The 24,429-nt window shown below is 74.9% G+C and carries 24 protein-coding genes; 17 read left to right on the top strand and 7 right to left on the bottom strand.

Annotated elements, in window-relative coordinates:
• Positions 1-25: 25 nt before the first annotated feature.
• From IE241_RS25005 to IE241_RS24990, 4 genes are all read left to right on the top strand, one after another.
• Positions 26-904: a LysR family transcriptional regulator gene (locus tag IE241_RS25005; protein WP_190024077.1), complete on the top strand. Its 879-nt coding sequence runs from the start codon at positions 26-28 to the stop codon at positions 902-904.
• 135 nt (positions 905-1,039) lie between these two features.
• A complete protein-coding gene (locus IE241_RS25000; protein ID WP_190024076.1) occupies positions 1,040-2,125 on the top strand; it encodes an S-(hydroxymethyl)mycothiol dehydrogenase in 1,086 nt (361 codons plus the stop codon).
• Positions 2,122-2,781 (top strand): MBL fold metallo-hydrolase, encoded by a 660-nt coding sequence (locus IE241_RS24995; protein ID WP_190024075.1) that lies wholly within the window; start codon positions 2,122-2,124, stop codon positions 2,779-2,781. The genes IE241_RS25000 and IE241_RS24995 overlap by 4 nt, the downstream gene beginning before the upstream one ends.
• A gap of 167 nt (positions 2,782-2,948) precedes the next feature.
• A complete protein-coding gene (locus IE241_RS24990) occupies positions 2,949-3,338 on the top strand; it encodes a VOC family protein (protein WP_190024074.1) in 390 nt (129 codons plus the stop codon).
• A gap of 76 nt (positions 3,339-3,414) precedes the next feature.
• Here IE241_RS24990 and IE241_RS24985 read toward each other — a convergent pair whose 3' ends face one another.
• Positions 3,415-4,185 (bottom strand): SDR family oxidoreductase, encoded by a 771-nt coding sequence (locus IE241_RS24985; protein WP_190024073.1) that lies wholly within the window; start codon positions 4,183-4,185, stop codon positions 3,415-3,417.
• 198 nt (positions 4,186-4,383) lie between these two features.
• Between IE241_RS24985 and IE241_RS24980 the strand changes: the two genes are divergently transcribed.
• From IE241_RS24980 to IE241_RS24970, 3 genes are read left to right on the top strand one after another with little or no spacing between them, the layout of a single operon-like run.
• The gene (locus tag IE241_RS24980) at positions 4,384-4,914 is read left to right on the top strand and encodes a 2Fe-2S iron-sulfur cluster-binding protein (protein WP_190024072.1); all 531 of its coding nucleotides are present in this window, start codon (positions 4,384-4,386) and stop codon (positions 4,912-4,914) included.
• Positions 4,911-5,912, top strand: a complete 1,002-nt coding sequence (locus IE241_RS24975) for an FAD binding domain-containing protein (protein WP_190024071.1) — start codon at positions 4,911-4,913, stop codon at positions 5,910-5,912. The genes IE241_RS24980 and IE241_RS24975 overlap by 4 nt, the downstream gene beginning before the upstream one ends.
• Positions 5,909-7,993, top strand: coding sequence for a xanthine dehydrogenase family protein molybdopterin-binding subunit (locus IE241_RS24970; RefSeq protein WP_190024070.1), 2,085 nt, complete (start codon positions 5,909-5,911; stop codon positions 7,991-7,993). Before IE241_RS24975 ends, IE241_RS24970 begins: the two co-directional genes overlap by 4 nt.
• 57 nt (positions 7,994-8,050) lie before the next feature.
• Here the strand turns inward: IE241_RS24970 and IE241_RS24965 are convergent, their stop codons facing one another.
• Entirely contained in the window at positions 8,051-8,953 is a 903-nt protein-coding gene (locus tag IE241_RS24965; RefSeq protein WP_190024069.1) for a LysR family transcriptional regulator, read from the bottom strand.
• A 92-nt stretch (positions 8,954-9,045) separates the two neighbouring features.
• On the opposite strand from IE241_RS24965, the gene IE241_RS24960 reads away from it, so the two are divergent.
• Positions 9,046-9,909: a PhzF family phenazine biosynthesis isomerase gene (locus IE241_RS24960; protein WP_190024068.1), complete on the top strand. Its 864-nt coding sequence runs from the start codon at positions 9,046-9,048 to the stop codon at positions 9,907-9,909.
• A 31-nt stretch (positions 9,910-9,940) separates the two neighbouring features.
• On the opposite strand, the gene IE241_RS34320 is transcribed toward IE241_RS24960, so the two are convergent.
• The 4 genes from IE241_RS34320 to IE241_RS24945 all read right to left on the bottom strand — a co-directional run bounded on the left by IE241_RS34320 (position 9,941) and on the right by IE241_RS24945 (position 12,845).
• The gene (locus IE241_RS34320; protein ID WP_229899763.1) at positions 9,941-10,063 is read right to left on the bottom strand and encodes a DUF6126 family protein; all 123 of its coding nucleotides are present in this window, start codon (positions 10,061-10,063) and stop codon (positions 9,941-9,943) included.
• Between the two features lie 157 nt (positions 10,064-10,220).
• The gene (locus tag IE241_RS24955) at positions 10,221-11,003 is read right to left on the bottom strand and encodes an alpha/beta fold hydrolase (RefSeq protein ID WP_190024067.1); all 783 of its coding nucleotides are present in this window, start codon (positions 11,001-11,003) and stop codon (positions 10,221-10,223) included.
• A gap of 52 nt (positions 11,004-11,055) precedes the next feature.
• A complete protein-coding gene (locus IE241_RS24950) occupies positions 11,056-11,877 on the bottom strand; it encodes an ABC transporter permease subunit (protein WP_190024066.1) in 822 nt (273 codons plus the stop codon).
• Complete coding sequence (locus IE241_RS24945) at positions 11,874-12,845, bottom strand: ABC transporter ATP-binding protein (protein ID WP_190024065.1); 972 nt, start codon at positions 12,843-12,845, stop codon at positions 11,874-11,876. Before IE241_RS24945 ends, IE241_RS24950 begins: the two co-directional genes overlap by 4 nt.
• A 219-nt stretch (positions 12,846-13,064) precedes the next feature.
• Between IE241_RS24945 and IE241_RS24940 the strand changes: the two genes are divergently transcribed.
• Positions 13,065-13,352: a DUF1876 domain-containing protein gene (locus IE241_RS24940; protein ID WP_190024064.1), complete on the top strand. Its 288-nt coding sequence runs from the start codon at positions 13,065-13,067 to the stop codon at positions 13,350-13,352.
• Between the two features lie 44 nt (positions 13,353-13,396).
• On the opposite strand, the gene IE241_RS24935 is transcribed toward IE241_RS24940, so the two are convergent.
• Positions 13,397-14,437, bottom strand: coding sequence for a hypothetical protein (locus tag IE241_RS24935; protein WP_190024063.1), 1,041 nt, complete (start codon positions 14,435-14,437; stop codon positions 13,397-13,399).
• Positions 14,438-14,584: 147 nt separating this feature from the next.
• Between IE241_RS24935 and IE241_RS24930 the strand changes: the two genes are divergently transcribed.
• The 8 genes from IE241_RS24930 (at position 14,585) to IE241_RS24895 (ending at position 24,375) form a co-directional block, all read left to right on the top strand.
• Positions 14,585-15,019, top strand: a complete 435-nt coding sequence (locus IE241_RS24930; RefSeq protein ID WP_190024062.1) for a MarR family winged helix-turn-helix transcriptional regulator — start codon at positions 14,585-14,587, stop codon at positions 15,017-15,019.
• Between the two features lie 206 nt (positions 15,020-15,225).
• Positions 15,226-19,092 carry an nSTAND1 domain-containing NTPase gene (locus IE241_RS24925; RefSeq protein WP_190024061.1) on the top strand — a complete coding sequence of 1,289 codons (3,867 nt, stop codon included), beginning with the start codon at positions 15,226-15,228 and terminating at the stop codon, positions 19,090-19,092.
• Positions 19,093-19,320: 228 nt separating this feature from the next.
• Complete coding sequence (locus tag IE241_RS24920) at positions 19,321-20,079, top strand: CHAP domain-containing protein (RefSeq protein ID WP_190024060.1); 759 nt, start codon at positions 19,321-19,323, stop codon at positions 20,077-20,079.
• A 60-nt stretch (positions 20,080-20,139) separates the two neighbouring features.
• Positions 20,140-20,370 carry a hypothetical protein gene (locus IE241_RS24915; RefSeq protein ID WP_190024059.1) on the top strand — a complete coding sequence of 77 codons (231 nt, stop codon included), beginning with the start codon at positions 20,140-20,142 and terminating at the stop codon, positions 20,368-20,370.
• Between the two features lie 140 nt (positions 20,371-20,510).
• Positions 20,511-21,185, top strand: coding sequence for an AIM24 family protein (locus IE241_RS24910; RefSeq protein ID WP_190024058.1), 675 nt, complete (start codon positions 20,511-20,513; stop codon positions 21,183-21,185).
• Between the two features lie 4 nt (positions 21,186-21,189).
• A complete protein-coding gene (locus IE241_RS24905; protein WP_190024057.1) occupies positions 21,190-21,858 on the top strand; it encodes a lysophospholipid acyltransferase family protein in 669 nt (222 codons plus the stop codon).
• Between the two features lie 638 nt (positions 21,859-22,496).
• A complete protein-coding gene (locus IE241_RS24900) occupies positions 22,497-23,273 on the top strand; it encodes a response regulator transcription factor (RefSeq protein ID WP_190024056.1) in 777 nt (258 codons plus the stop codon).
• Positions 23,266-24,375: a sensor histidine kinase gene (locus tag IE241_RS24895; RefSeq protein WP_190024055.1), complete on the top strand. Its 1,110-nt coding sequence runs from the start codon at positions 23,266-23,268 to the stop codon at positions 24,373-24,375. Before IE241_RS24900 ends, IE241_RS24895 begins: the two co-directional genes overlap by 8 nt.
• Positions 24,376-24,429 lie beyond the last annotated feature (54 nt).

Here is a 24,429-nt window from a genome sequence, read left to right as displayed (position 1 = left end):
GATCCAGCACTTACGATGCTGAATCATGGAACTCAGACACCTAGAGCACTTCGTCGCCGTCGCCGAGGAGCAGCACTTCACGCACGCGGCCGAGCGGCTGCGGGTGGCGCAGTCGGGGGTGTCGGCCTCGGTGCGGGCCCTGGAACGGGAGCTGGGCGCCGAGCTGTTCCTCCGTACGACGCGGCGGGTGGGGCTCACGGACGCCGGGCGGGCGCTGCTGGTGGAGGCGCGGCGGACGCTGGCGTGCGCGGCGGCGGCCCGGGAGGCCGTCGCGGCGGTGCAGGGGCTGATGGGCGGCACGCTCTCGGTGGGGACCGAGCAGTGCATGGGCACGGTCGACGCCGCCGCGCTGCTGGCCTCCTTCCACGCGCTCCATCCGCAGGTGGAGGTGCACATGGAGCAGGCGGGCTCGGGGCGGCTGCTGGAGCAGGTGCGCCGCGGCGAGCTCGACGTGGCGTTCGTCGTGCACGACGGCTTCCACGAGGGGGTGCGGCTGCGGCGGGTGGCGGAGGAGCCGCTGATGCTGCTGTGCCGTGCGGACCACCCGCTGGCCGGGCTCAGCGGGCCGGTGCCGCTGGCGCGGCTGGCCGGGGAGGTGTTCGTGGACCTCCACCCGGACTGGGGCGCCCGCCGGGCCGCGGATCTCGCCTTCGCCGACGCGGGCGTGGCCCGCAAGGTCGCACTGCAGGTCAACGACGTCTACACGCTGCTCGACCTCGTCTCGCGCGGCCTGGGCGCGGCGGTCGTGCCGCGCCCGGTGACGCTCAAGGAGCAGGCGCGCGGGCTCAGTGCGGTGCCGCTGGAGGGGCCGACGCTGTGGAAGGTGGCCGTGGCCGTGCCGGCGGCGGGCAAGCCGACCGCGGCCGCGCGTGCGCTGCTGGCGATGACCGATCAGGGGACATGACCGGCCGTCAGGCATGACTGATCAGCAGAACTGCTGAATGTGATCGGTCAGGGATGTTGGACACGATCCGGTTTCCCGCGCAGAGTGGGGGACGGTCCGACACAAGATCCGACCACCGAGAAAGGCAGCACCCCCATGGCGCAAGAAGTACGCGGTGTCATCGCACGAGGCAAGGGCGATCCCGTGCGGGTCGAGACGATCCTCGTCCCGGACCCCGGCCCGGGCGAGGCCGTGGTGAAGATCCAGGCGTGCGGGGTGTGCCACACCGACCTGCACTACCGGGAAGGCGGAATCAACGACGAATTCCCGTTCCTCCTCGGCCACGAGGCTGCCGGTGTGGTCGAGTCGGTCGGTGACGGAGTGACCGAAGTGGCTCCGGGCGACTTCGTGATCCTCAACTGGCGTGCGGTCTGCGGTCAGTGCCGGGCGTGTCTGCGCGGCCGCCCCTGGTACTGCTTCAACACGCACAACGCGAAGCAGAAGATGACGCTGACGGACGGCACGGAGCTCTCGCCCGCGCTGGGCATCGGAGCCTTCGCGGAGAAGACGCTGGTGGCCGCCGGGCAGTGCACCAAGGTCGACCCCGCCGCGGCGCCCGCGGCCGCCGGCCTGCTGGGCTGCGGCGTGATGGCCGGCCTGGGCGCGGCGATCAACACCGGCCAGGTGGGCCGGGGCGACTCGGTCGCGGTCATCGGCTGCGGCGGCGTGGGCAACGCGGCGGTCGCCGGGGCCCGGCTGGCCGGCGCCGCGAAGATCATCGCGGTGGACCTCTCCGACGCCAAGCTGGAGCAGGCCAAGGCCCTGGGCGCCACGCACACCGTCAACTCCTCCTCCACGGACGCCGTCGAGGCGATCCGGTCGCTGACGGCGGGCTTCGGCGCCGACGTCGTCATCGACGCGGTCGGCCGCCCGGAGACGTACCGCCAGGCCTTCTACGCGCGCGACCTGGCCGGGACCGTGGTGCTGGTGGGCGTGCCCACGCCGGAGATGAAGCTGGAGCTGCCGCTGCTGGACGTCTTCGGGCGCGGCGGCGCGCTGAAGTCGTCCTGGTACGGCGACTGCCTGCCCTCCCGGGACTTCCCCATGCTGATCGACCTCTATCTGCAGGGCCGCCTCGACCTCGACGCGTTCGTCAGCGAGACGATCGCGCTGGACGAGGTGGAGGAGGCGTTCCACCGCATGGAGAAGGGCGAGGTGCTGCGCTCGGTGGTGCTGCTGTGAGCGCGGCGGAGACGACGCCGGACGGCGGGAAGGCCCGCGTCGAGCACCTGGTGACCACCGGCGTGTTCGCCCTGGACGGCGGCGTCTGGGAGGTCGACAACAACGTCTGGATCGTGGGCGACGACCAGGAGGCCGTCGTCATCGACGCGGCCCACGACGCGGAGGCGATCGCAGAGGCCGTGGGCGACCGCCGGCTCGTCGCGATCCTGTGCACGCACGCGCACAACGACCACATCGACGCGGCTCCGGAGCTAGCGGCGCGCACGGGCGCCCCGGTCCTGCTCCACCCGGACGACCGGGTGCTGTGGGATCAGACGCACCCGGACACCGCGCCCGACGGGGACCTGACGGACGGCCGGGTGCTGTCCGTGGCGGGCGTCGAGCTGACGGTGCTGCACACCCCCGGCCACAGCCCCGGCGGCGTCTGCCTGTACGCGCCGGCGCTGGGTACGGTCTTCACCGGCGACACCCTCTTCCACGGCGGGCCGGGCGCGACGGGCCGGTCCTTCTCGGACTTCCCCACCATCATCGACTCGATCCGCAAGCGGCTGCTGTCGCTGCCGCCGGACACCGTGGTGCGCACGGGCCACGGGGACGGCACGACGGTCGGCGGCGAGGCCCCGGACCTGCCGGAGTGGATCGCGCGCGGGCACTGACCCGGGCCTCCGGCCTAGGCCTTCGGAGTAGGCCTACGGAGTAGGTCCGAAGTCTCATGACATCTCGCGGGACGGCCGTTTATGGTCGTTGACGGGCACCGGTCGCTGTCACCATCCGGGTGAGAGCGGGGCCGGTGTCCGGGAGATGCCTGTGGAGGCATTGCATCGTGTCAGTCGAGCTGAATCACACCATCGTTCATTCCCGGGACAAGCAGGAGTCCGCCAAGTTCCTGGCGCACGTCCTGGGCCTGGAGGTCGCGCCGGAGATGGGGCCGTTCGTCCCCGTCGTCACCGGCAACGGCGTCGCGCTGGACTTCGCCACCAGCGACCAGCCCGAGAACATCGTCCCGCAGCACTACGCGTTCCTGGTGCCGGAGGAGTCCTTCGACGGCATCTTCGCGCGGATCAAGGAAGCCGGAGTGCCGTACTGGGCCGACCCGTACCGCACCCGGCCGAACGAGATCAACCACAACGACGGCGGACGGGGCGTCTACTTCCCCGACCCGTCCGGCCACTACCTCGAGGTGCTCACCCGCCCGTACGGCAGCGGGTCGTAGCGGGCCGTAGCGGATCCGAGGACCGCGTGAGCGCCGGGGCCCCGGGCCGGAAATACGGCCCGGGGCCCCCTCGCGGTCAGCGCAGGGCGTACCCGCCGTCCGGGTAGAGCGTCGATCCCGTCATGAAAGTGTTCGTGAAGAGGAAGAGCACCGCGTCGGCTATCTCGCCCTCCGTCCCGGGCCTGTGCAGCAGGCTGTCCCTGCCGTACTGCGCGAAGCTCGCCTCGCGCACCTCGGCCGGGCGCTGCGCCCACAGGTTGCCGTCGACCGTGCCGGGCGAGACGACGTTGACGCGCACGGGCGCGAGCTCCACGGCGAGCCCGCGCCCCAGCCCCTCGATCGCGGCGTTGCAGGCGACGTAGGCGGGGGCGGCTGCCGGGGGGCGTACGCTCGCGGCGCCGGACATCAGGACGACGGAGGCGTCCGCGGTCAGCTTCGGGGCCGCGTACTTGACGGCGTGGTACTGGCCCCAGAACTTGGACACGAAGGGGCTCTCGGCGTCGCTGTCGCTCAACTCGCGCATGGGGCCGACCCGGTAGGAGGCGGCCGGGGTGAAGAGGTGGTCGATCCGGTCGATGCCGTCGAAGAAGCGGGCCAGCGACTCCTTGTCGGTGGTGTCCACCGCTGCCCAGCCCGCCCGGTCCCCGAGCGACTGCGCGGCCGCGGCGAGCTTCTCCTCGTTCCGCCCGCCGAGCACGACGCGCGCGCCGGCCGCGACGGCGCGCCGCGCGACCTCCAGGCCGATGCCCGAGCCGCCGCCGACGATGACGACGTCACGGCCGGCGAGCGGGGCGGCGGGGGCCGGGGCCGGGGTCGGGGTCGGGGCGGGGGATGGTGAGCTGGTCATGCGGGCGCCTTCCGGTGGTCGCGGACTCTCCTGGTCCGAACCGCCGCCCGTGATCGTTTCATTCCCGCTCACTCCCGCGCCGCGCGAGGCAGCCGGGCTGCACCGAACGGGTGCAGTGCGGGTCCGGTGCGTTTGCGCGGGGGCGCAGCGGGGACCTCGTGACGGTGCCGGAGGGACATCAGTTGAAGGCGAGGCACCGTGGCCGCACCGCAGACCACCTCCCCCGTGACCCTGCACGTCAACGGCGTCGCCCACCGCAGGGAACTCGACCACCGCACGACCGTGCTCGACGCCCTGCGCGAGCACCTGGGGCTCACCGGGGCCAAGAAGGGGTGCGACCACGCGCAGTGCGGGGCGTGCACGGTGCTCGTCGACGGGCGGCGGGCGAACAGTTGCCTGCTGCTGGCCGTCGCCCACGACGGCGCGGAGATCACCACGGTGGAGGGGCTGGCCGACGGGGACGATCTGCACCCTCTCCAGGCGGCGTTCCTCGAACACGACGGCTTCCAGTGCGGCTACTGCACACCGGGGCAGATCTGCTCCGCGGTGGGGATGATCGCCGAGGCGGGCGAGGGCGCGCCTTCCCACGTGACACCGCTCGCGGCGGGGCCGCCCGGGGTGCCCGTCCCCCTCTCCCCCGACGAGATCCGCGAGCGGATGAGCGGCAATCTGTGCCGCTGCGGGGCCTACGTGAACATCGTCGCCGCGATCGGGGACGTGACGCGGTGAAGGCCTTCGCCTACACGCGCGCCGACGACGTGGACGGGGCGATCGCGGCCCTCGCGGCCTCTCCCGGCGGCATGTTCCTCGGCGGCGGCACCAACCTGGTCGACCTGATGAAGCTGGGCGTCGCCTCCCCCGGGCTGCTGGTGGACGTCAGCCGCCTGCCGCTCACGGAGATCGAGGAGACGCCGGACGGCGGGCTGCGCATCGGGGCCGGCGTCCGCAACAGCGACCTCGCCGCCCACCCGGCCGTGCGGGCGCGCTACCCCGCCCTGTCCCAGGCCGTGCTGGCGGGCGCCTCCGGGCAGATCCGCAATACGGCCACCACGGGCGGCAACCTCCTCCAGCGCACCCGCTGCCTGTACTTCCAGGACGTGGGCAAGCCGTGCAACAAGCGGGTTCCCGGGAGCGGCTGCCCGGCCCGCGAAGGAGTGCACCGCGATCTCGCGGTGCTGGGCCACTCGGCGCAGTGCGTCGCCACGCACCCCTCCGACATGGCCGTGGCCCTGGCGGCGCTCGACGCGGTCGTCGAGCTGCGCGGGCCCGGCGGCGAACGCACCGTCCCGCTCTGCGACTTCCACCGCCTTCCCGGGGACGAGCCCGAGCGCGACACGGTCGTCGAGCCGGCCGAGCTCGTCCTGGCCGTCCGGCTGCCGGCCCCTCCCGCGGGCCGGTCCGCGTACCGGAAGGCGCGCGACCGCTCCTCGTACGCCTTCGCGCTCGCCTCCGTCGCCGCGGCGCTCGACGTCCGCGCGGGCCGGGTCGCGGACGTGCGCCTGGCCTTCGGCGGTCTGGCCCACAAGCCCTGGCGGGCGCGCGTCGCGGAGGGCACGCTGCGGGGTGCCCCGGCCACCGAGGAGTCCTTCGCCGAGGCCGCCGAGGCCGAGCTGGCGGCCGCCGAGCCGCTGCGCGACAACGCCTTCAAGGTGCGGCTCGCCCGCAACCTGGCCGTGCGGGTGCTGGCCGGGCTCGCCGCACCGGGCGAGGAGGAGACCGGCTCATGAGCACCGATCCCGTCCGGCTCGAAGGCCGCGAGAAGGTCACCGGATCCGCCCGCTACGCCGCCGAGCACACCCCGCCCGGCACCGCGTACGCCTGGCCGGTGCCCGCCACGGTCGCCCTCGGCCGGGTCCTGTCGGTCGACACCGGGGCGGCGATGGCCGAGCCCGGTGCCCTGGCCGTGCTGACGCACGAGAACGCGCCGCGTCTGAAGGACGTGGAGGACCGCACGTTGCTCGTGCTGCAGAACGACCGGGTGCCGCACCGCGGCTGGTACGTGGCGCTGGCGGTCGCCGAGACCCCGGAGGCGGCCCGCGCGATGGCCGCCGCGGTGCGCGTCGCGTACGCGCCCGAGGAGCACGACGCCGTGCTGACCCCGGAGCACCCGCGCCTGTACTTCCCCGAGGAGGCCAACTCGGGCATTCCGGCGTGCCGCGAGCGCGGTGACTTCGACGGCGCCTACGCGCGTGCCCCCGTCCGCATCGACGCCACGTACACGCTGCCCGGCCTGCACAACCACCCGATGGAACCGCACGCGACGACCGCCCGCTGGGAGGACGGCCGGCTGTTCGCCCACGACTCCTGCCAGGGCGCGACGGCCGTCCAGGAGACGCTGGCCGCCCTGTTCGGGATGGACAAGGAGCGGATCACGGTCGTCGCCGAGCACGTGGGCGGCGGCTTCGGCTGCAAGGGCACGCCCCGCCCGCAGGTCGTCCTGGCCGCCATGGCCGCCCGGCACACCGGCAGACCCGTCAAGGCCGTGCTGCCGCGCGCTCAGCTCGCGGCCGTGGTCGGGCACCGGCCGCCGCTCATCCAGCGCATGCGGCTCGGCGCGGGCGAGGACGGCGTGATCACGGCGCTCGCGCACGAGGTCACCACCCAGACCTCCACCGTCCGCGAGTTCGTGGAGCAGGCGGCGGCCCCTTCGCGCGCCATGTACGTCTCCCTCGACAGCCGCACCACGCACCGGGTCGCCGCGCTCGACGTCCCGAGCCCGTCGTGGATGCGGGCGCCGGGCGAGGCCTCGGGGATGTACGCGCTGGAGTGCGCGATGGACGAACTCGCCTGCGCCGCCGGGGTGGACCCGGTCGAGCTGAGGGTGCGCAACGACACCGCGACCTACCCGGACAGCGGAAAGCCGTACAGCAGCCGGCACCTGGTCGAGTGCCTGCGCGAAGGGGCGCGCCGCTTCGGCTGGGACGCGCGCGACCCCCGGCCCCGCTCGCGCACCGAGGGCCGCCTGCTGATCGGCTCGGGGGTGGCGTCGTCCTTCTATCCCGTCTACCTCATGCCCTCCTCGGCACAGGCACAGGTCACCGGGGCGGGCCGCTACCGGATCCGGGTCAACGCCACCGACATCGGCACGGGCGCCCGGACCGTCCTCGCACAGATCGCGGCCGAGGCGCTCGGCGTCGCGCAGGACCTGGTCGCCGTCGAGATCGGCAGCAGTGCGCTGCCGGCCGCGCCGCTCGCCGGGGGCTCCGCCGGCACCGGCTCGTGGGGATGGGCCGTGCACAAGGCCTGCCGCACGCTGGTCGGGATGATCGACGAGCGCGGGGGCACGCTGCCGACGGACGGCCTGACCGCCACGGCCGACACCGGGGAGGACATCGCCTCCGACCCGCCGCACGCGAAGGCGTCCTTCGGTGCGCAGTTCGCGGAGGTCGCGGTCGACACCGACACCGGGGAGGTGCGTCTGCGCCGCCTGCTGGGCGTCTTCGCCGCCGGTCGCGTCCTCAACGCCCGCACCGGACGCAGCCAGTTCATCGGGGGCATGACGATGGGCGTGGGCATGGCGCTGATGGAGGGCAGCACGATGGACGCCCGCTTCGGCGACTTCGCCGAACGGGACCTCGCCTCGTACCACGTGCCGGCGTGCGCGGACGTCCGCGGCATCGAGGCGCACTGGATCGACGAGCACGACCCGTGGCTCAACCCCATGGGGAGCAAGGGCATCGGGGAGATCGGCATCGTCGGCACCGCGGCGGCGATCGCGAACGCGGTGCACCACGCGACGGGGGTACGGGTCCGCGACCTGCCCCTGCTGCCGGAGAAACTCCTGGCCGGCCTGGAGCGGCCCCGCTGAGCCTCGATCGGTCCTGCCCGCCCGGGTCAGGCGCTCCGGGAGGCGGCCCGCGCGCGGCTAGGAGGCGGCCGTCCGGGCCGGGAAGTGCCGCGCGAGTTCGGCGACGACCGCCTGCGCGGCCGGGGAGACCCAGCGCCTGCGGTGCCGTGCCACCTGGACGGGCACATCGGGGAACGGGGGCCCGGCCACCGCGGCCAGGCGGCCTTCGCGCAGGGCGTCCTCGGCGGTGGCGCGCGGCAGCAGCGTCAGGCCGAGCCCCGCCGCCACGCAGGACCGGGCGGCCTCGATGCTGCCGAAGCGGGTCAGGCGCAGGTGCGCGCCGGGGAGGGAGAGGAGGCGGTGGGCGAGGCGGTCGCTGTAGGAGCAGCCCTGCTCGTGGAGGAAGAAGGTCTCGCCGGCCAGGTCCTCCCAGGTGACGGGTGCGGGCCGGCGGGCGAAGGGGTGTCCGGGGGCGCAGAGGAGGACCAGCGGCTCGTGGGCGAGGGGTTCGGCGGCGATGTCGGGGAAGGAGACGTCCTCCTCCAGCAGCAGCGCGATGTCGAGCCGGCCCGTGCGGAGTCCTTCCACGGCGGCGGCGGTGCCGACGGGCGCCAGGTCGACCTCGATGCCGGGGTGGGAGCGGCGCAGGGCGGCGATGACGCCGGGCAGGCGGGCCGAGCACAAGGTCTCCCCCGCGCCCACGACGACGCGCCCGGCCGGCGGCCCCTCGGCCGCGACGGCCGCGCGCAGGCGGGACTCGGCGTCCAGCACGGCCTCGGCCTCCTCGATCAGGCGGCGGCCCGCCGCGGTGAGGGACGCGCCCCGGGGCAGCCGGTCGAAGAGGCGGGTGCCCAGCTCCTTCTCCAGCGCCCGGATCTGCACGGTGACGGTGGACTGGGCGAGGTGCAGCTCCGCGGCCGCGGCGGTGAAGCTCCCGGTGCGGGCGAGGGCGAGGAAGGTGCGGAGGAGTCGGGTGTCCACGGGGTGATCCTAGTGAGCCATCGGGCTTCCCGATCGCAGAGATCAAAAACCATCGTTGGTCATGATGGGTGGCCTGCGGGAGAGTGAGGCCCATGACCACCAAGAGCACCGCTGCTGCCACCGAGATCCTGCGCTACACGGCCTTCACCTCCGACCCCTCCGGCGGGAACCCCGCGGGAGTCGTCCTCGACGCCGCCCGCCTCGGCGAGGAGGAGATGCTCGCGATCGCCGCCGAAGTCGGCTACTCCGAGACGGCGTTCATCACCGCCGGGGACGCGGCGTCACGCCGTTTCCGGCTGCGCTACTTCAGCCCGCTCGCGGAGGTCGCGTTCTGCGGCCACGCCACCGTCGCGACCGCGGTCGCCCTGGCCGGCCGCATCGGCCCCGGCGAGCTGCTCTTCGACACGCCCGTGGGCGAGATCGGGGTCGCCACGGAGACCGGCGCGGACCGCGTGGGGCGGGCGACCCTCACCAGCGCGCCCACGCACTCCCGCCCCGCCGAGGACGCCGAGGCGGACGCCGCGCTGGCCGCCCTGGGCTGGACCCGCGAGGAGCTGGACCCGGCGCTGCCGCCGCACGTCGCCTTCGGCGGAAACCATCACCTCGTGCTCGCCGCCGCCACCCGCGCCCGGCTGGCCTCCCTCTCCTACGACTTCGACGCGCTCGGCGACGTGATGCGGTCGTACGGCTGGACCACCGTGCAGCTGGTGTGGCGGGAGGACGGGCGGCTGTTCCATGCGCGCGACCCCTTCCCCGTGGGCGGCGTCGTGGAGGACCCGGCCACCGGGGCGGCCGCGGCCGCGTTCGGCGGCTACCTGCGGGCGATCGGCGAGGCCACCACGATCCGCATCCGCCAGGGCGAGGACATGGGCCGCCCCAGCGATCTGCTCGTCGCGATCGACCCGGCGGACGCGCGGGTGCGGGTGACGGGGCACGCCGTGCCGGTCGCCGGCTGAGGCCGGCGAGGGGGACGGGCCGCCCGGCGCATCACTTGTCGGCGTGGCCGCCGATGTAGAACAGCAACCAGATGAAACCGGCGAAGAGGTGGGTGACGAAGACGTAGACCAGCACCCGGAGGGCAACCTGCCGCTCCGCCCGCTTCTCGCTCATGGCGGGCCTCCTCTCGGCTGTTCCTCTTGGCTGTCGCCGTCCGCCGCTTTACCGGCGCGAGTCTACCCCTCAAGCTCACCCTTGGGTTCACGGAGGGTGATCAGGGAACGCGTCCCGGACCGCGTTCCCCAGGAAACCCCCGTGGCCGACCGCCAGGTCACCCCGCGCACACCTCCAGCACCAGCCCCGCCACCGTCTCCGGCTCGCGCAGGGTCGGCAGGTGGTCGGATCCGGGCAGCCTGACCAGGCGGCAGCCGGGGATGCGTGCGGCCATCTCCTCGTTGCACCGGACCACTTCGGGCTGGTCCTGCTCGCCCAGCGCCAGCAGGCACGGCACGTCCAGCTCGCCCAGCCGGCCGAAGGCGGGGGCGTCCGGCACGTGGTAAGGGTGGTTGGAGAACCACGCCGGGAGCGCCGCCCGTATCCGGGCCACCGCCTCGGCGTCGTCGCCGGAGCCGGCCGCGCCCCACGTCCGCCGGCACAGGGCCACGAGGCCGTCCATGTCCCCCGCCCCGGCCAGCCTTTCGATCTCGGCCATGACGCGCGGCGAGCCGAGCTCGTCGTAGCCCGTCACGCCCGGGACCAGCAGCGCGAGCGCCGCGACCCGCCCGGGGTCGGCGAGGGCGAGGCTCACCGCCGTGGCGCCGCCCATGCTGGAGCCGACCAGGGCGGCCCGGTCCAGGCCGAAGTGGTCGAGGACCGCCACCAGGTCCTCCATCAGGGAGTACTTCACCGTGGCCGCCGGGGAGCGCCCGTAGCCGCGCACGTCGTAGCGGATGACCCGGTGCCGCTCCGCGAGGCGCGGCAGGACGGGATCCCAGATGCGCGAGTCCCCTACCCCGGAGTGCAGCAGCACGAGCGGTACGCCTCCCCCTGCCGGCCCCTCCCCCGAGTCGTCCGCCCAGACTTCGCCGCCCTTGACCCGCACCGTGGTTTCCATGGCCCGAGTCTGCTGGCTGACCGGCCTGTGCACCAGAGAGCGCCCGCCCGCCTCACGGAGCGAGGTCACGGCGGGCGACGAGGCCGAACGCCAGCAGGACGCCCGCGGCGCCGACGCCGACGAGCACCGCGAACTGCCCCCAGGGGACGGCGCCGTAGGCCAGTGCGTCGCCCGGCGTGTAGTAGTGGAAGGGGCTGATGAAGCGCAGGGGCGCGGCCTTCGCCCAGGCCATGGCGATGAAGTTGACCGCGAACCCGGCCGCGCCGAGGGCGATCGTCGTCCCCACGACACGTGCCCTGCTGCGGCCCGCGGCCGAGACGGCCAGGGCGGGGCCCGTCAGGCACAGCGCGAAGCCGAAGCCCAGCAGCCCGGCCGCGTACACCCCGCTCTGGGGGACGGCGTCGCGCAGGTTGGGCGCCAGCGCCACGCCTACGGACACGGCGAGCGTCGCGGCCACGTTGAGCAGCAGGGAGACGAGGACGAGCGCGGCGGTCCGCTCGGCCAGCAGCCGCGCCCGCGAGACGGGGCGGACCATGAGCAGCTCGATGGTGCCCGCCTCCACGTCCGCGGCGACCGCGGCGGCGGCCAGCGAGCCGACGGCGGTCAGCTGCAGGGCGATCCAGAACGGGTGGGTGAGCCCGGCGCCCAGCAGGCCGGGGTAGCTGGCGATCGACACGTCGCCGTTCGATCCGCTGAACGCCCTGAAGACGCCCGGCGGCTGCCGCCCGCCCGCGCCGAAGATCTGTCCCGGCGTGACGGTCGTCGTGATCACCACGATGAGGGCCTCGAAGACGGCGATGCCCACGGCCAGGGCGACGATCATCCGGCGGCGGCGCTGCAGGGCCAGCCGCATCAACGGGAAGCGGCCGGTCATGGGGGCGTCCCCCTGTTCCGATTGTTCTGGTTGTTCTGGTCGTCCGGGCCGGTCCGGACGACCATTCCGTTCCGGTAGAGGTCGAGGAACGCCTCGTCCAGCCCGGCCTCCTCCACCGTGAGGTCCCGCACCGGCAGCGCCAGCAGCTCCCGCAGGGCGGCGACCGTCCGGTCGGGCGGGATCATCAGCACGGCCTGGTCGCCGTGCCAGGCGGGCGACCAGCGGTCGGCGGCGCCGAGCGGCCGCCGCCCGAGGCCGTCCGCGAACGTCAGGCGCACCTTGCGGGCCCGGGCCTCGCGGAGGGCGGCCACCGACCCGACGGTCACCAGCCGCCCGGCCCGGACGATCGCCACCCGCTCGCACGTCCGCTGGACCTCCGGCAGCACGTGGCTGGAGAGCAGGACGGTGCGCCCGGCCGCGCGGACCTCCGCCAGCAGGGCGTAGAAGGTCTCCTGGACGAGGGGGTCGAGCCCTTCGGTGGGCTCGTCGAGGATCACCAGCTCGGGTTCGTGCTGCAGTGCCTGGACGAGGCCCAGCTTCTGCTTCATGCCGCGCGAGTACGCGCGGACGGTGCGGTCCAGGTCCGCGCCGGACAGGCTCAGGCGCTCGCAGAGCTCGTCCTGGAGACGGGCGGGGGCGCCCTGCAGCGCCGCCAGCAGCCGCAGGGTCTCGCGGCCGGTGAGCTCGGGGTAGAGCCGCAGCTCCCCGGGGAGGTAGCCGAGGGACGGGGCGAGGCGCAGGTGCTCGCTGAAGGGGTCGCGGCCGAGCACCCGGACCCGGCCCGCGGTGGGGCGCAGCAGCCCCACGAGGCAGCGCATCGTGGTGGTCTTGCCCGCCCCGTTGGGCCCCAGGAAGCCGAAGACCTCGCCCTCGCCGACGCCGATGTCGAGCCCCTCGACGCCGACCGTGCGGCCGTAGCGCTTGGTCAGCGAGACGATGTCGATGACGTTGCGCGTGCGCTCGCCCAATGCCGCCTCCCGGACCGTCGCCGGCGGGGTCTCCCGTCCAGTTTCGGCCAGCCGACGCCGGGCCGCCAGGGCTGGCGGAGGCGCCGAGGGGACCGGCAGCGGGGCGGGGCGCCGGTCCCCGTGCCGGACGGCGGCGCAGGGGAGAAGCTGGGAGAGACTGGGAGGAGAGACCACCGGGAGGAGAGGCAGGCGGAGGGGCCGAGCGCAGAGGAGCCGACGATGCCGCACACAGCCGAATGGAACGTCCACCTCGATCTGGTCGAGGAGGACGGCAGGACGAGCGCCCGCGCCACCCTCGACACCGGGGCGACGACCGTCACGGGCCGCGGGAGCGCCACGTGCGCGCCGGGCGACAAGGACATCCCGGCGATCGGGGACGAGTTCGCGGCGGGGCGGGCCCTGCGCGACCTCGGCGAACAGCTCCTGCACACCGCGGAGCACGACGTCGCCGCGGTGGGCGCGGCCCCCGAGCCCAGGAGGTCGCCGATGTACGGGTGGCCGCTGTGAGGGTGTGAGGCGGGCGGCCCTGCCGACGCGGCGGCCGGCCGGGGTCAGACCCCGACCGTCTCCTCCATCTCCTCCTCGGCCCCGGGCCCCGAGCCGGTGGCGGTGGCGGAGGCCGTGCGGGCCTTCCTCGCCTCGGCGGCCCACGCGACGGCGGTCACGGCCGCGCCCAGGGCCAGCCACAGCGCCAGCGTCGCCACGTGGCGGCCGAGCCCGGTGCTGTCGAAGTAGACGAGGCTGCGCGTGCCCTCGACGAAGCCGGCGCCGTTCCAGAAGGAGTGCAGCCCGGCGAAGAAGCCGTTCTGCAGCTCGGGCCGGTACACGCCGCCCGCGCTGGTGAAGTTGAGCATCACGAAGAGCACCATCATGCCCAGCGTCGTCCAGCGCTTGAGGAAGGTGTGCAGCCCGACGCCGACGAGCAGGATGCCCGCCGAGTAGGCCCAGGCCATCCCCCACAGGCCCCACAGGCCGTGGTCGACGAGGCCGAAGACGGGCCCGGCCAGAACGGCGCCGATCACGCTGACCACGAACGAGGTCGCCACCGCCAGCGCGGCCCGCAGCCGCATGGGCAGCGCGCCGCCCGCGGCGCCCAGCACCGCGACGGAGGCGTACGAGCCGATGCTGACCGCGACCAGCAGGAAGAAGATGCCCTGCCCGGTCGGGTCGCCCTCGGCGGGCGGCGCGACGTCGGTCACCTTCAGGGGCGCGCCGGTGCGGGCGGCGACGGGCGTGAAGACCTTCTGCACGGCCACGGCGGTGGTGTCGGACCCGGCGGAGGCGACCAGCAGCTCGGGGGCCTTGCGGTCCGGTATGTACGCGCCGAAGACGTCCTGGTGGCGGAGCGCGCGGACGGCCTCGTCGCGGTCCGCGACGGTGCGGACGGCGAGCCGGTCCCCCGCCTTCTCGGCGATGCCCCGCGCCAGGGTCTGCGCGCCCGGGCCGGACCCCACGACGGCGACGGGCAGTTCGTGGGGCGTGGGCTGCGCGAACGCGCCCAGGTAGGCGAGGCCCATCCCGATGCACATCAGCAAGGGGGTGAGCAAGTGGCTCAGTACGTGGCGCAGCGCGCCGCGGGTGGCGGGTCCCATCGTGTCCTTCCTCGGTCTCCCGGGCGGATCGGCCCGGGAATCGCCCGGCGGAATCGGCCGGGCCGAATCGATCGAGCCGAATTGGTTGGCTTTTACAACTTTCCCTTTAAGTTGTACTATACAACCAGACCTCGAAAGGATGTCCCCGTGCCCGACCGTGACGCCTCCGTGGAGACCATCCAGCGCGAGCTGACCGCCTTCGCGCGCCGCGCCCGGGCGGCCGCGGCCCGTATGCATCCCGAGCTCTCGCTGGTCTCCTTCACCCTCCTCGCCCACCTGGAGGACCGCGGCGGGTGCCGCGCCACGGACCTGGCCGCGCACTACCTGCTGGACAAGTCCACGGTCAGCCGGCAGATCGCGGCCCTGGAGCGGCTCGGCCTCGTCGAGCGCCGCCCCGCCCCCGAGGACCAGCGCGCCCAGGTGCTGCACCTGACGCCCCGCGGCGCCGGGACCCTCGCCCAGGTCACCGCCAACCGCCGGGCGGCCTTCCGGGAGCGCCTCGCCGACTGGGACGAGGCCGACCTGGACCGCTTCGCCGGCTATCTGCTGCGCTACAACGCCTCGGCCGGGCCGCTCGACTGACCTGCCGTCCCGGCCCCGGCCGGGCACACCCCCGGACACACCCCCGGGCACACCCCAAGCACGCACACACTCCCCGAATCTGGGGCGATTGGTCACTCGTTGGGCTGTTTTGTCGCCGTCGTGGGTGAGTCGCCTTCCCCGGAGCGGCTATGCAGGCCTGGCGGATACGACCTGCCGGCAAGCTCGGACGGAAGGGTGTGGGGAGCGTGCAGTCACGCGGAGACGACCGTGACCGGGGCGGCCGCTCGCCGTCCGTGGCCGCGTCGCCGGGAGAGGAGCTGCGGCGGCTGCGGCAGGAGCGGGGCATGTCGCTGGCCGGGCTCTCCCGGGCCGTCCACTACACCAAGGGCTATCTGAGCCGGGTCGAGACCGGCGAGAAGCCGATGACCCCCGAGGTGGCACGGCGGTGCGAAGAGGCGCTCGGCGCGGGCGGGGTGCTGTCCGGGCTGGTGCCGGAGCCGGCCGAGGGGCGGCGTGCCGGGCGCAACGGGCTGCTGGAGGTGTGCCCGTACCGCGGCCTGGCGGCGTTCGACACCTCGGACGCGGGCTGGTTCTTCGGCCGCAGCCGGGCGACGGCCGCACTCGTCCGCCAGCTGACCGAGCGTCTGGACGGCTCCGGGCCGGTCGCCGTGGTCGCCGCCTCGGGCACCGGCAAGACGTCGCTGCTGCACGCCGGGCTGGTGCCCGAGCTGCGCCGGGGCGTCCTGCCGGTGTCCGGGTCGAGCCGCTGGCCGGTGGTCACGATGCGCCCCGGGGAACACCCCGTGGAGGAGTTGCTGGTCCGGGTGGCGGACGCCGTCGCGGCGGAACCGGACCACCTGCGCAGGGCGCTCGGCCGCGGCGGGGCGGGGGCGCTGGCCCGTGCCGTGCACGCCGCGCTGAACCGCCGTCCGCGGCGCGCCGGGAGTGCGGCGGCGGAGGGCGGGGAGCCGGCCCGGGTGGTGCTCGTCGTCGACCAGTTCGAGGAGGTCTTCACGCTGTGCCCGGACGCCCGGCAGCGGGCGGAGTTCGTCCGCGCGGTGCACGCCCTGGCGACGGGGCCCGCCCCTGCGGACGGCCAGGAGGGCTCCGCGGCGCTGGTCGTGCTGGGCATGCGGGCCGACTTCTACGGCAGGTGTCTGGCGTTCCCCGAGCTGGCGGCGGCGCTGCGGGCGGGCCAGCTCCCCCTGGAGCCCCTGCGGGCCCAGGAGCTCCGCGACGCCGTGGTGCGGCCCGCCCACGCGGTGGGCCTGGAACTGGAGCCGGGCCTGGCCGAGCTGATCCTGCGTGACCTGGGGGCCGGGGACGACGTCGGCGACGGCGGCGGCGAGCGGGAGGGCGGCGGATACGAGCCCGGTGCGCTGCCGCTGCTCTCCCACGCGCTGCTGGCGACCTGGCAGCGGCGCAGCGGCAGGCTCCTGACCGTGGCGGGCTATCAGCAGGCCGGCGGGATCGCGGGGGCGGTCGCGGCGACGGCGGAGCGGGCGTACGGGCGTCTGTCCCCCGGCTGCCGGGAGGCCGCCCGGGCGGTCCTGCTGCAGCTGGTCCGGGTGGACCAGGACGGGCGGTCGGCGCGCCTGAGGGTGTCGCGCGAGCGCCTGTCGCAGGACCTCGGGGAGCAGGCCGGGGCGGCGCCGGAGGTGGTGGAGGCCTTCACCCGCGCGCGGCTGCTGACCGTCGACGCCGACCGGGTCACGCTGGCCCACGAGGCCGTGCTGCGAGCCTGGCCGCGGCTGCACGGGTGGATCGAGGCCGACGCGGCGGCCCTGCACGGCTGGCAGCAGCTGAGCGCCGCGGCCGGGCAGTGGGAGGCCGAGGGGCGCGACCCCGCCCTGCTGCCGCGCGGCAGCAGGCTGGCGGCCGCGCGGGAGACGGCCTGCCACCCCCTGGCCGCGGTGGGCGGCGTCGAGCGGGCGTTCCTGGCGGCGGCGGGCGCGCTGGCCGCCGCCGAACAGGAGGCGGAGCGGCGCCGGGCCCGGCGCCTGTACCGGCTGCTGGTGTCCTTGGCCGTCCTCCTCGCCCTGGCCCTGGCCGGCGGGGTGACGGCGGTGCACCAGGGTCTGCGGGCGGAGGCCGAGCGGCACGTGGCCCGCTCGGAGGAGCTGGCCTTCCGCGCCGTCTCGGGCGGCGCGCCCCGGCCCGAGGTGGCGATGCTGCTGGCGACCGGAGCCTGGCGGGACGCCCACACCCCGGCCGCGGCCAGCGCCGTACTGAGCACGCAGGCGCAGCCGTACGCCGGGCGGCTGCCCGGCCACCGCAAGCGCGCCCACGCCGTGGCGTGGCTGCCGGGCGGGAAGCGGCTGCTGTCGGCGGGTGCGGACGCCACGGTCCGGGAGTGGGACGTGCGCACGCGCCGGCAGGTCGCGGTGGCGAGGTGCGGGGCGGCGGTGCGCGCGCTGGCCTCGGCCCGGCAGCGGAACCTGGCCGCCTGGGGGGACGAGGCGGGTGTCGTGACCCTGCGGGAGGGCACGGGCGGCCGCACCGTGGCGCTGCCCCCGGAGAGCAGGCACCGCGGGACCGTCCGGGGAGCGGCCCTGTCGGACCGCGGGGACCTGCTGGTGACGGCGGGCGAGGACGGCACGGTGCGCCTGACGCACCTGGGCGGCGGGCGGGCCCGCACAGAGGTCCGGGACGTCGGCCTGGGATGGCTGTACGCGGCCGCCGTCAGCGGGGACGGCGCACAGGTCGCGGCCGCGGGCTTCGACGGGCGGGTGTGGCTGCTCGACGTGGGCAGCGGGCGGTCGAGGGTCGTCGGCAGCAGGGACTTCGGCCGCGTACGGGCCCTCGCCTTCTCCCCGGACGGGCGCCGCCTGGCCACCGGCGAGTGGCTCAACCGCATCGGCCTGTGGGACACCCGCAGCGGCACGCGCGAGGCCGCCCTCGAAGGGCCTTCCGACTCCGTCTTCAGCGTGGCCTTCTCCCCCGACGGCAGCCGACTGGCCGCAGCCAGCCAGGACGACACCGCCGCCATCTGGGACCTCGCCGAGCACCGCCGCATCGCGCAGCTCGCCAGCCACATCGGCCCCGTCTACGCCATCGCCTACTCCCCCGACGGCCGCACCCTGGCGACGTCCGGGGAGGACGGCTCGGTGCGCCTGTGGACCCCTCAGGCCGCCGTCACCACCCCGCTGCCGGGCTCGGCCTGGCAGGACGGGACCCTCAGCCCCGACCGTTCCCTGCTCGCCCTCGCAGGGCGGGACGGCACGCTGCGTCTGCTGCGCACCGCCGACCGCAGCCTGCGTACGGTGCAGGCCGGGCGCGACCCGGTGCGCGCAGTGGCGTTCAGCCACGACGGGTCGCTGGTCGCCGCGGGCGACGAGCACGGCACCGCCACCGTGTGGGGCACCGCGGACCTCCGCCGCCCGCTCCACCGCTGGCGGGCGCACGGCCGGGCACTCACCTCGCTCGCCTTCCGCCCCGGCGACGCCGGAGCGCTCGCCACCGCCTCCGAGGACCACAACGCGAAACTGTGGCGGCTCGCAGGGGACGCGGCCCTGGAGGAGCGCACGCTGCCCGGCCACGACGACGGCGTCTACCGCGTGCTCTTCCTCGGCCGGGACACCCTCGCCACCGGCAGCCTCGACAACACCGTCCGCATCTGGCGCTACTCCGACGGCCGTGTGCTGCGCAGCCTGACGGAACACGAGGACACCGTCTTCGGCCTGGCCTTCAGCCGGGACGGCATCCTCGCCACGGCGAGCCGCGACCACACCGTCAAGCTCTGGAACCCCGCCGCCGGCAAGAGCCTGCGGACCCTGGCCGGACACACCGGCCCGGTCACGTCGGCGGCCTTCAACCCCGCCGGCACCCGGCTGGTGACCACCGGCCGCGACAACACCGTACGGATCTGGGACCCGCACGACGGCCGCCTGCTGCTGACCCTGACCGGCCACACCGACCGCGTCCGGGCCGCGGCCTTCCTCGGTGACGGCGGACCGGTGGTGTCCGTGGCGGAGGACGGGACCGTGCGCTGGTGGGACCTGGACGTACCGACCGTCCTCGCCCGTACCTGCAGGGCGCTGGGCAGCGCCACGGACCGGCCGCTCTGGCAGCGCCTGCTGCCGGACGTTCCCTACGCGCCGGGCTGCCCTTGATCGCCTGTCGCCTGATCGCCTGATCGCCTGATCGCCTGATCACCGGACGCACTTCACTCACATGCGCATCACGGCCGGTGGGAGGCGGTTGCCCCGCCGCCTTGTCCGCCGAGGCAACAGGAAACCCCTATTCCGCAACGCTGCCCCGCTCCGAGACTCGAAGTACCGGGACAACAGGGATGAATCCACCCCCCGGTGACACGGCCTCAGCCGAGACAAGGAGCCCTCATGAACAGCCGTCGCCTCCGCAACCGCCGCCTCGTCCTCCCCACCGTCGTCGTACTCCCGGCCCTCGCCCTCACCGGCGCCACGGCCGCCCTCGCCGACGGCGCACCCACCGCCGTCACCATGGCCCCGGCCGCGTGGGCCACACCGGCGCCCACGGACGCCGACCCCGACCCCGAGGCCGAGGCCGACCCCGAGGCCGACGCCGACGCCGACGCCGAGGCGACCGAACGCCAGAAGATCGTCGACCGCGCCCTCGCCGCCCTGACCACCCCCAAGCGCTTCCGCCTCAAGCGCGGCGGGCCCGTCTACCTGTCCCGGCCGGGCCACCCGGACCAGGACACCAACTACCTCGGCCGGGGCAACAGCAACGCCAACATGAACGAGTACAACGACTTCGCCCGGAACCCGAACCACCGCCAGTGGTGCGGTTTCTTCACCGCCAGGATGTGGGACGGCCGCGGTGTCCCCGCGGACCCGGGCAGCAGCCGGGCCTGGCGCACCGGCACCGGCCACCGGTGGCATCCCTACGCGGCCGGGCGGCTGCCGCAGCCCGGTGACGTCCTCATGTGGGCCGGTCGGAACCACGCGGGCCACGTCGGTGTCGTGGTCGACGTCTCCGGCACGCGCGTCACGACCGTCGAGGGCAACACCGGCTACCACAACGACAGCATCGCCCGGCAGCGCTACGAGTGGACCGGCGCCGGGCCGGCGCTGAAGGACAGGACCAAGGTCTTCCAGGGCTTCGCCTCCCGGTTCTGACCCCGCGCCCTCTCCGGCCCCCGCCCTCCACCGCCTCCACCCTCCCGAAGGGACACTCCCATGGACACCCGCTCCTCCCCCCTCGCCCGCCTCCGCAGCACCGGCGCTCTGCTCCTGGCCTCGCTCGCCCTCGCCGGAGCCGCCGTCGCCACCACGACCACCACGACCGTCACCGTCACGGCGACGACGACCACGACCGGCACCGGCACCGGCACCGGCACCGGCAGCAGCGCGGAGGGCGCCGATCCGTGCCGGCCCGTCCGGGCCGGCGCCTGCCCCCACCGGAACTGACGCGGCGCGGCCGGTCACCCTGCAGGGCCGCCCTCCCGGGGGCGGCCCTGCCTTCGCACGCCGCACGCCGCCCGGCGCGCCGCGGCCGCCCCGGCTCGCGCCGTTGCCGCCCATCCGCCATATGGGTGATCATGCACGTCATGCACAGTGACCTCTTCGCCCAGCAGAACATGGCCAAGCCCGCCGCCGCGCCGGGCATGGCCGTCCACAACGCCAAGTCCATCGTCTACGCCGTCGAGGGGGAGTGCTACGCGCGCCAGGGATCCATGGTCGCCTTCCGCGGCGACCTGCAGTTCGAGAAGCTCGGCCAGGGCGTGGGCAAGTTCCTCAAGCGCGCCGTGACCGGCGAGGGCCTGGCGCTGATGGCCGTGCGGGGCCGCGGCGAGGTGTGGTTCGCACACGAGGCCGCCAACTGCTTCATCGTCGACATCGCCCCCGGCGAGAGCCTCACGGTCAACGGCCGCAACGTCCTGTGCTTCGACCCGACCCTCTCCTACGAGATCCAGACCGTGAAGGGCGCGGGCATGACGGGCGGCGGGCTCTTCAACTCCGTCTTCAGCGGCCACGGGAAGCTCGGCGTCATATGCGAGGGCAACCCCATCGTCATCCCCGTCTCCGCACAGTCCCCGGTCTACGTGGACACCGACGCCGTCGTCGGCTGGTCCGCCTCCCTGCGCACCTCGCTGCACCGCTCCCAGAGCCTCGGCTCGATGCTGCGCGGGGGCTCGGGCGAGGCCGTCCAGCTCAAGCTGGAGGGAGAGGGCTTCGTGATCGTCCGGCCGAGCGAGGCCAAGCCGCACCAGCAGAACGGCTGACCCCGTGCTCGGCCGCATAGCCTCCGCCGTGCTGCCCGCGGCCGGGCGGCTGACGGTGACGACCGACGACGCCGCCGGAGCCGGGCCCGCGCCCGGCAGCATCGTCGCGGCGAACCACACCTCGCTGGCCGACCCGGCGGTCGTGCTCGCCGCCCTCCACCGGCTGGGGGTGTCCCCCGTCGCCCTGGCGGCCGCCGGCCTGTGGCGGATCCCGCTGCTCGGGCGGCTGCTCACCCGGGAGGGGTACGTCCCCGTCCACCGCGGCGACCCGCGGGCGGCCGCGGCCCTCGACGGGGCCGAGGCCGCGCTGGCCGGCGGCCGCGTCGTGCTCATCTACGGCGAAGGCGCCATACCCCGGCGCAGGGACTCCGGCGAGGCGGCGCCCCGCCCCTTCCGCGGCGGGCTCGCCCACCTCGCCCTCGCCACCGGGGCGCCCGTCGTGCCCCTCGGCCAGGCGGGAGCGCGCCGCATCTGCTCCGGCAGCCGGACCCGGCAGCTGGCCGGACTGCTCACCGCGCCCGTGCGCCGGCCGCCCCTGCACGTCCACATCGGCGCCCCGCTCCGGCTGGCCGGCGACCGGGCTGCGGCCACGGCGCGCGCCCACGAGGCGGTGACCGGCGCCTGGCGCACGGCGGCCGCACGCATCGGAGAACCGGCAAGCCCGGCGGCCTGAAGCCGCCGGGCCCGCTTCTTCGCGCCTCACCGTCCGCCCCGGGAATCGCCCTGCCGTCCGGCCCGGGGACGGCCTTACCGTCTGCCCCGGGGACAGGCCTTACCGTCTGCCCTGGGGATCGTCGCAGGCCTGGCCGCCGGCGCCGTTGCCGTTGCCGCCCTTCCCTTCCGGAACGATCTCCGAGGCCCAGCCCTCGGGAGGTTCCTGGTACGGGCTGCAGGTCCCGCACGAGGCACACGTCCACCTGCCGTGTACCCCCAGGACGACGGATCCGCAGCCGCTACAGGTGTTGGTGGTGTAGTAGGGCTCGCCGGGTGCGGCGTGTGAGCGCCATGCCTGCTCTTCCATGTCACCCAGACTGCCATGAACACTGTGAACACGAGGACTTCCCGTCAGGACCGTTGATGGTCGACGCGCCACATTCGGGACAGTTCATGACCCCCCTTCCTGCCTGCGGCGCATGCCGGGCAGCGTCAAATGCCGGTGGACCAGCCGTAGTTGCCTTCACCATCGGACAACCGGGCCGAAGGCACCAGACACCGCGCTCGAAGTGTGATAAGCGCGATGGGCGAGGGCGCCGGCACCGGCGGGCACGGACCCGCGAAGCGCTCCGCACCGGGCGGTGCGAGGCTTGCCGTATGCAGCACACCCCGCCTTCCCGCATCCTGGTCGTGGACGACGACCCGACCGTCGCCGAGGTCGTCGCCGGCTACCTCGACCGCGCCGGCTTCACCGTCGACCGGGCCGCGGACGGCCCCCGCGCACTGGAACTGGCCGCGGCGGTCCGGCCCGACCTCGTCGTCCTCGACCTGATGCTCCCGGGCATGGACGGCCTGGAGGTCTGCCGCCGCCTCCGCGCGGACGGCCCCGTCCCGGTGATCATGCTCACCGCGCGCGGCGACGAGGAGGACCGGATCCTCGGTCTGGAGGTGGGCGCGGACGACTACGTCACCAAGCCGTTCAGCCCCCGCGAGCTGGTGCTGCGCGTCGCGTCCGTCCTGCGCCGCGCGCACGCCCGCTCCTCGGACCCCCGCCCGGCGCCCCTGCTGCGCGCGGCCGGCCTCGTACTCGATCCGGCCGCCCGGCGCGCCACCAAGGACGGCGCCGAGCTCGCCCTCACCCTGCGCGAGTTCGACCTGCTGTCCTTCCTGCTGCGCCACCCGGGGCGGGCCTGTTCGCGGGAGGAGCTGATGCACGAGGTGTGGGGCTGGGAGTTCGGCGACCTGTCGACGGTGACCGTGCACGTGCGCCGGCTGCGCGGCAAGGTCGAGGACGACCCGGCCCGGCCGCAGCTGATCCGGACGGTGTGGGGCGTCGGCTACCGCTTCGAGGCGGACGGCGCGCAGCTTCCGCAGGGGCCCGCGCAGCCTCCGCAGGGACCGGGCGTGCGCGGCGAAGGGGCGGACCGTGCGTGACGTCCTCCTGATCGCCCTGTACGCGTTCCTCGGCGCGGCCGCCGCCGGGCTGCTGGGCGCGCTCGCCCTGCGGGCCCTGCGCCACCGCTCGGTGGCGGTCTCCCTCACGGTGGTGGCCGTCGTCTCGGTCCTCGCGATGCTGGCCGGGACGCTCGCCGTGGCCCGGGCGATGTTCCTCTCCTCGCACGACCTGACGGTCGTCACGACGGTCTGCGCGATGGCCGCCGTGGTCTCCCTCGCCACCGCCCTGCTGCTGGGGCGCTGGGTGGTGGCGCACAGCAACGCCCTGACGCGCGCCGCCCGCTCCTTCGGGGACGAGGGCAGCTTCGCGGCCCCGGGCGGCGGCGCCACGGCCGAACTCGCCGCGCTGGGGCGCGAGCTGGCCGCGACGAGCGGGAAGCTCGCCCGCTCGCGGGAGCGGGAGCAGGCGCTGGAGGCCTCGCGGCGCGAGCTGGTGGCCTGGATCTCGCACGACCTGCGGACCCCGCTGGCCGGGCTGCGGGCGATGTCCGAGGCCCTGGAGGACGGCGTGGCGGAGGATCCCCCGCGCTACCTCCGCCGGATGCGCACGGAGGTCGAGCGCCTCGACACCATGGTCGGCGACCTCTTCGAGCTCTCCCGCATCCACGCGGGCGCGCTGCCGCTGCACCCGAGCCGGATGTCGGTGGACGACCTGGTGGACGACGCCCTGGCCGGGGTGGGGCCGCTGGCCCGCGAGCACGGCGTCCGGCTGACGGGGGACGGCGTCGAGGCCGTGCCGGTCGAGGTCGACGGCAAGGAGATGACGCGCGTCCTGGGCAACCTCCTCGTCAACGCCATCCGCCGCACGCCCGCCGACGGCACGGTCGCGGTCGCCGCGCGCCGGGAGGCGGACACGGTCGTGCTGTCCGTGACGGACGGCTGCGGCGGCATCCCCGAGGAGGACCTCCCGCGGGTCTTCGACACGGGCTGGCGCGGCACCGAGGCCCGTACGCCCCCGGGCGGCGCGGGGCTGGGCCTGGCCATCGTCCGCGGCATCGTGGAGGCGCACGCGGGCCGCGCGGCGGTGTGCAACGTCCCCGGCGGCTGCCGCTTCGAGGTGGTCCTGCCGGCGGCCCGGTAGACGGGGCACCGAGCACCCCACCGGCCTGCGCCGACAAGTCGGTTGACGAAGATC

The sequence above is a fragment of the Streptomyces hiroshimensis genome, assembly GCF_014650335.1.
Classification (GTDB): domain Bacteria; phylum Actinomycetota; class Actinomycetes; order Streptomycetales; family Streptomycetaceae; genus Streptomyces; species Streptomyces hiroshimensis.
The sequence above is the reverse complement of the archived record's forward strand: the minus strand, read 5'-3'. Positions and strand labels throughout refer to the sequence as shown.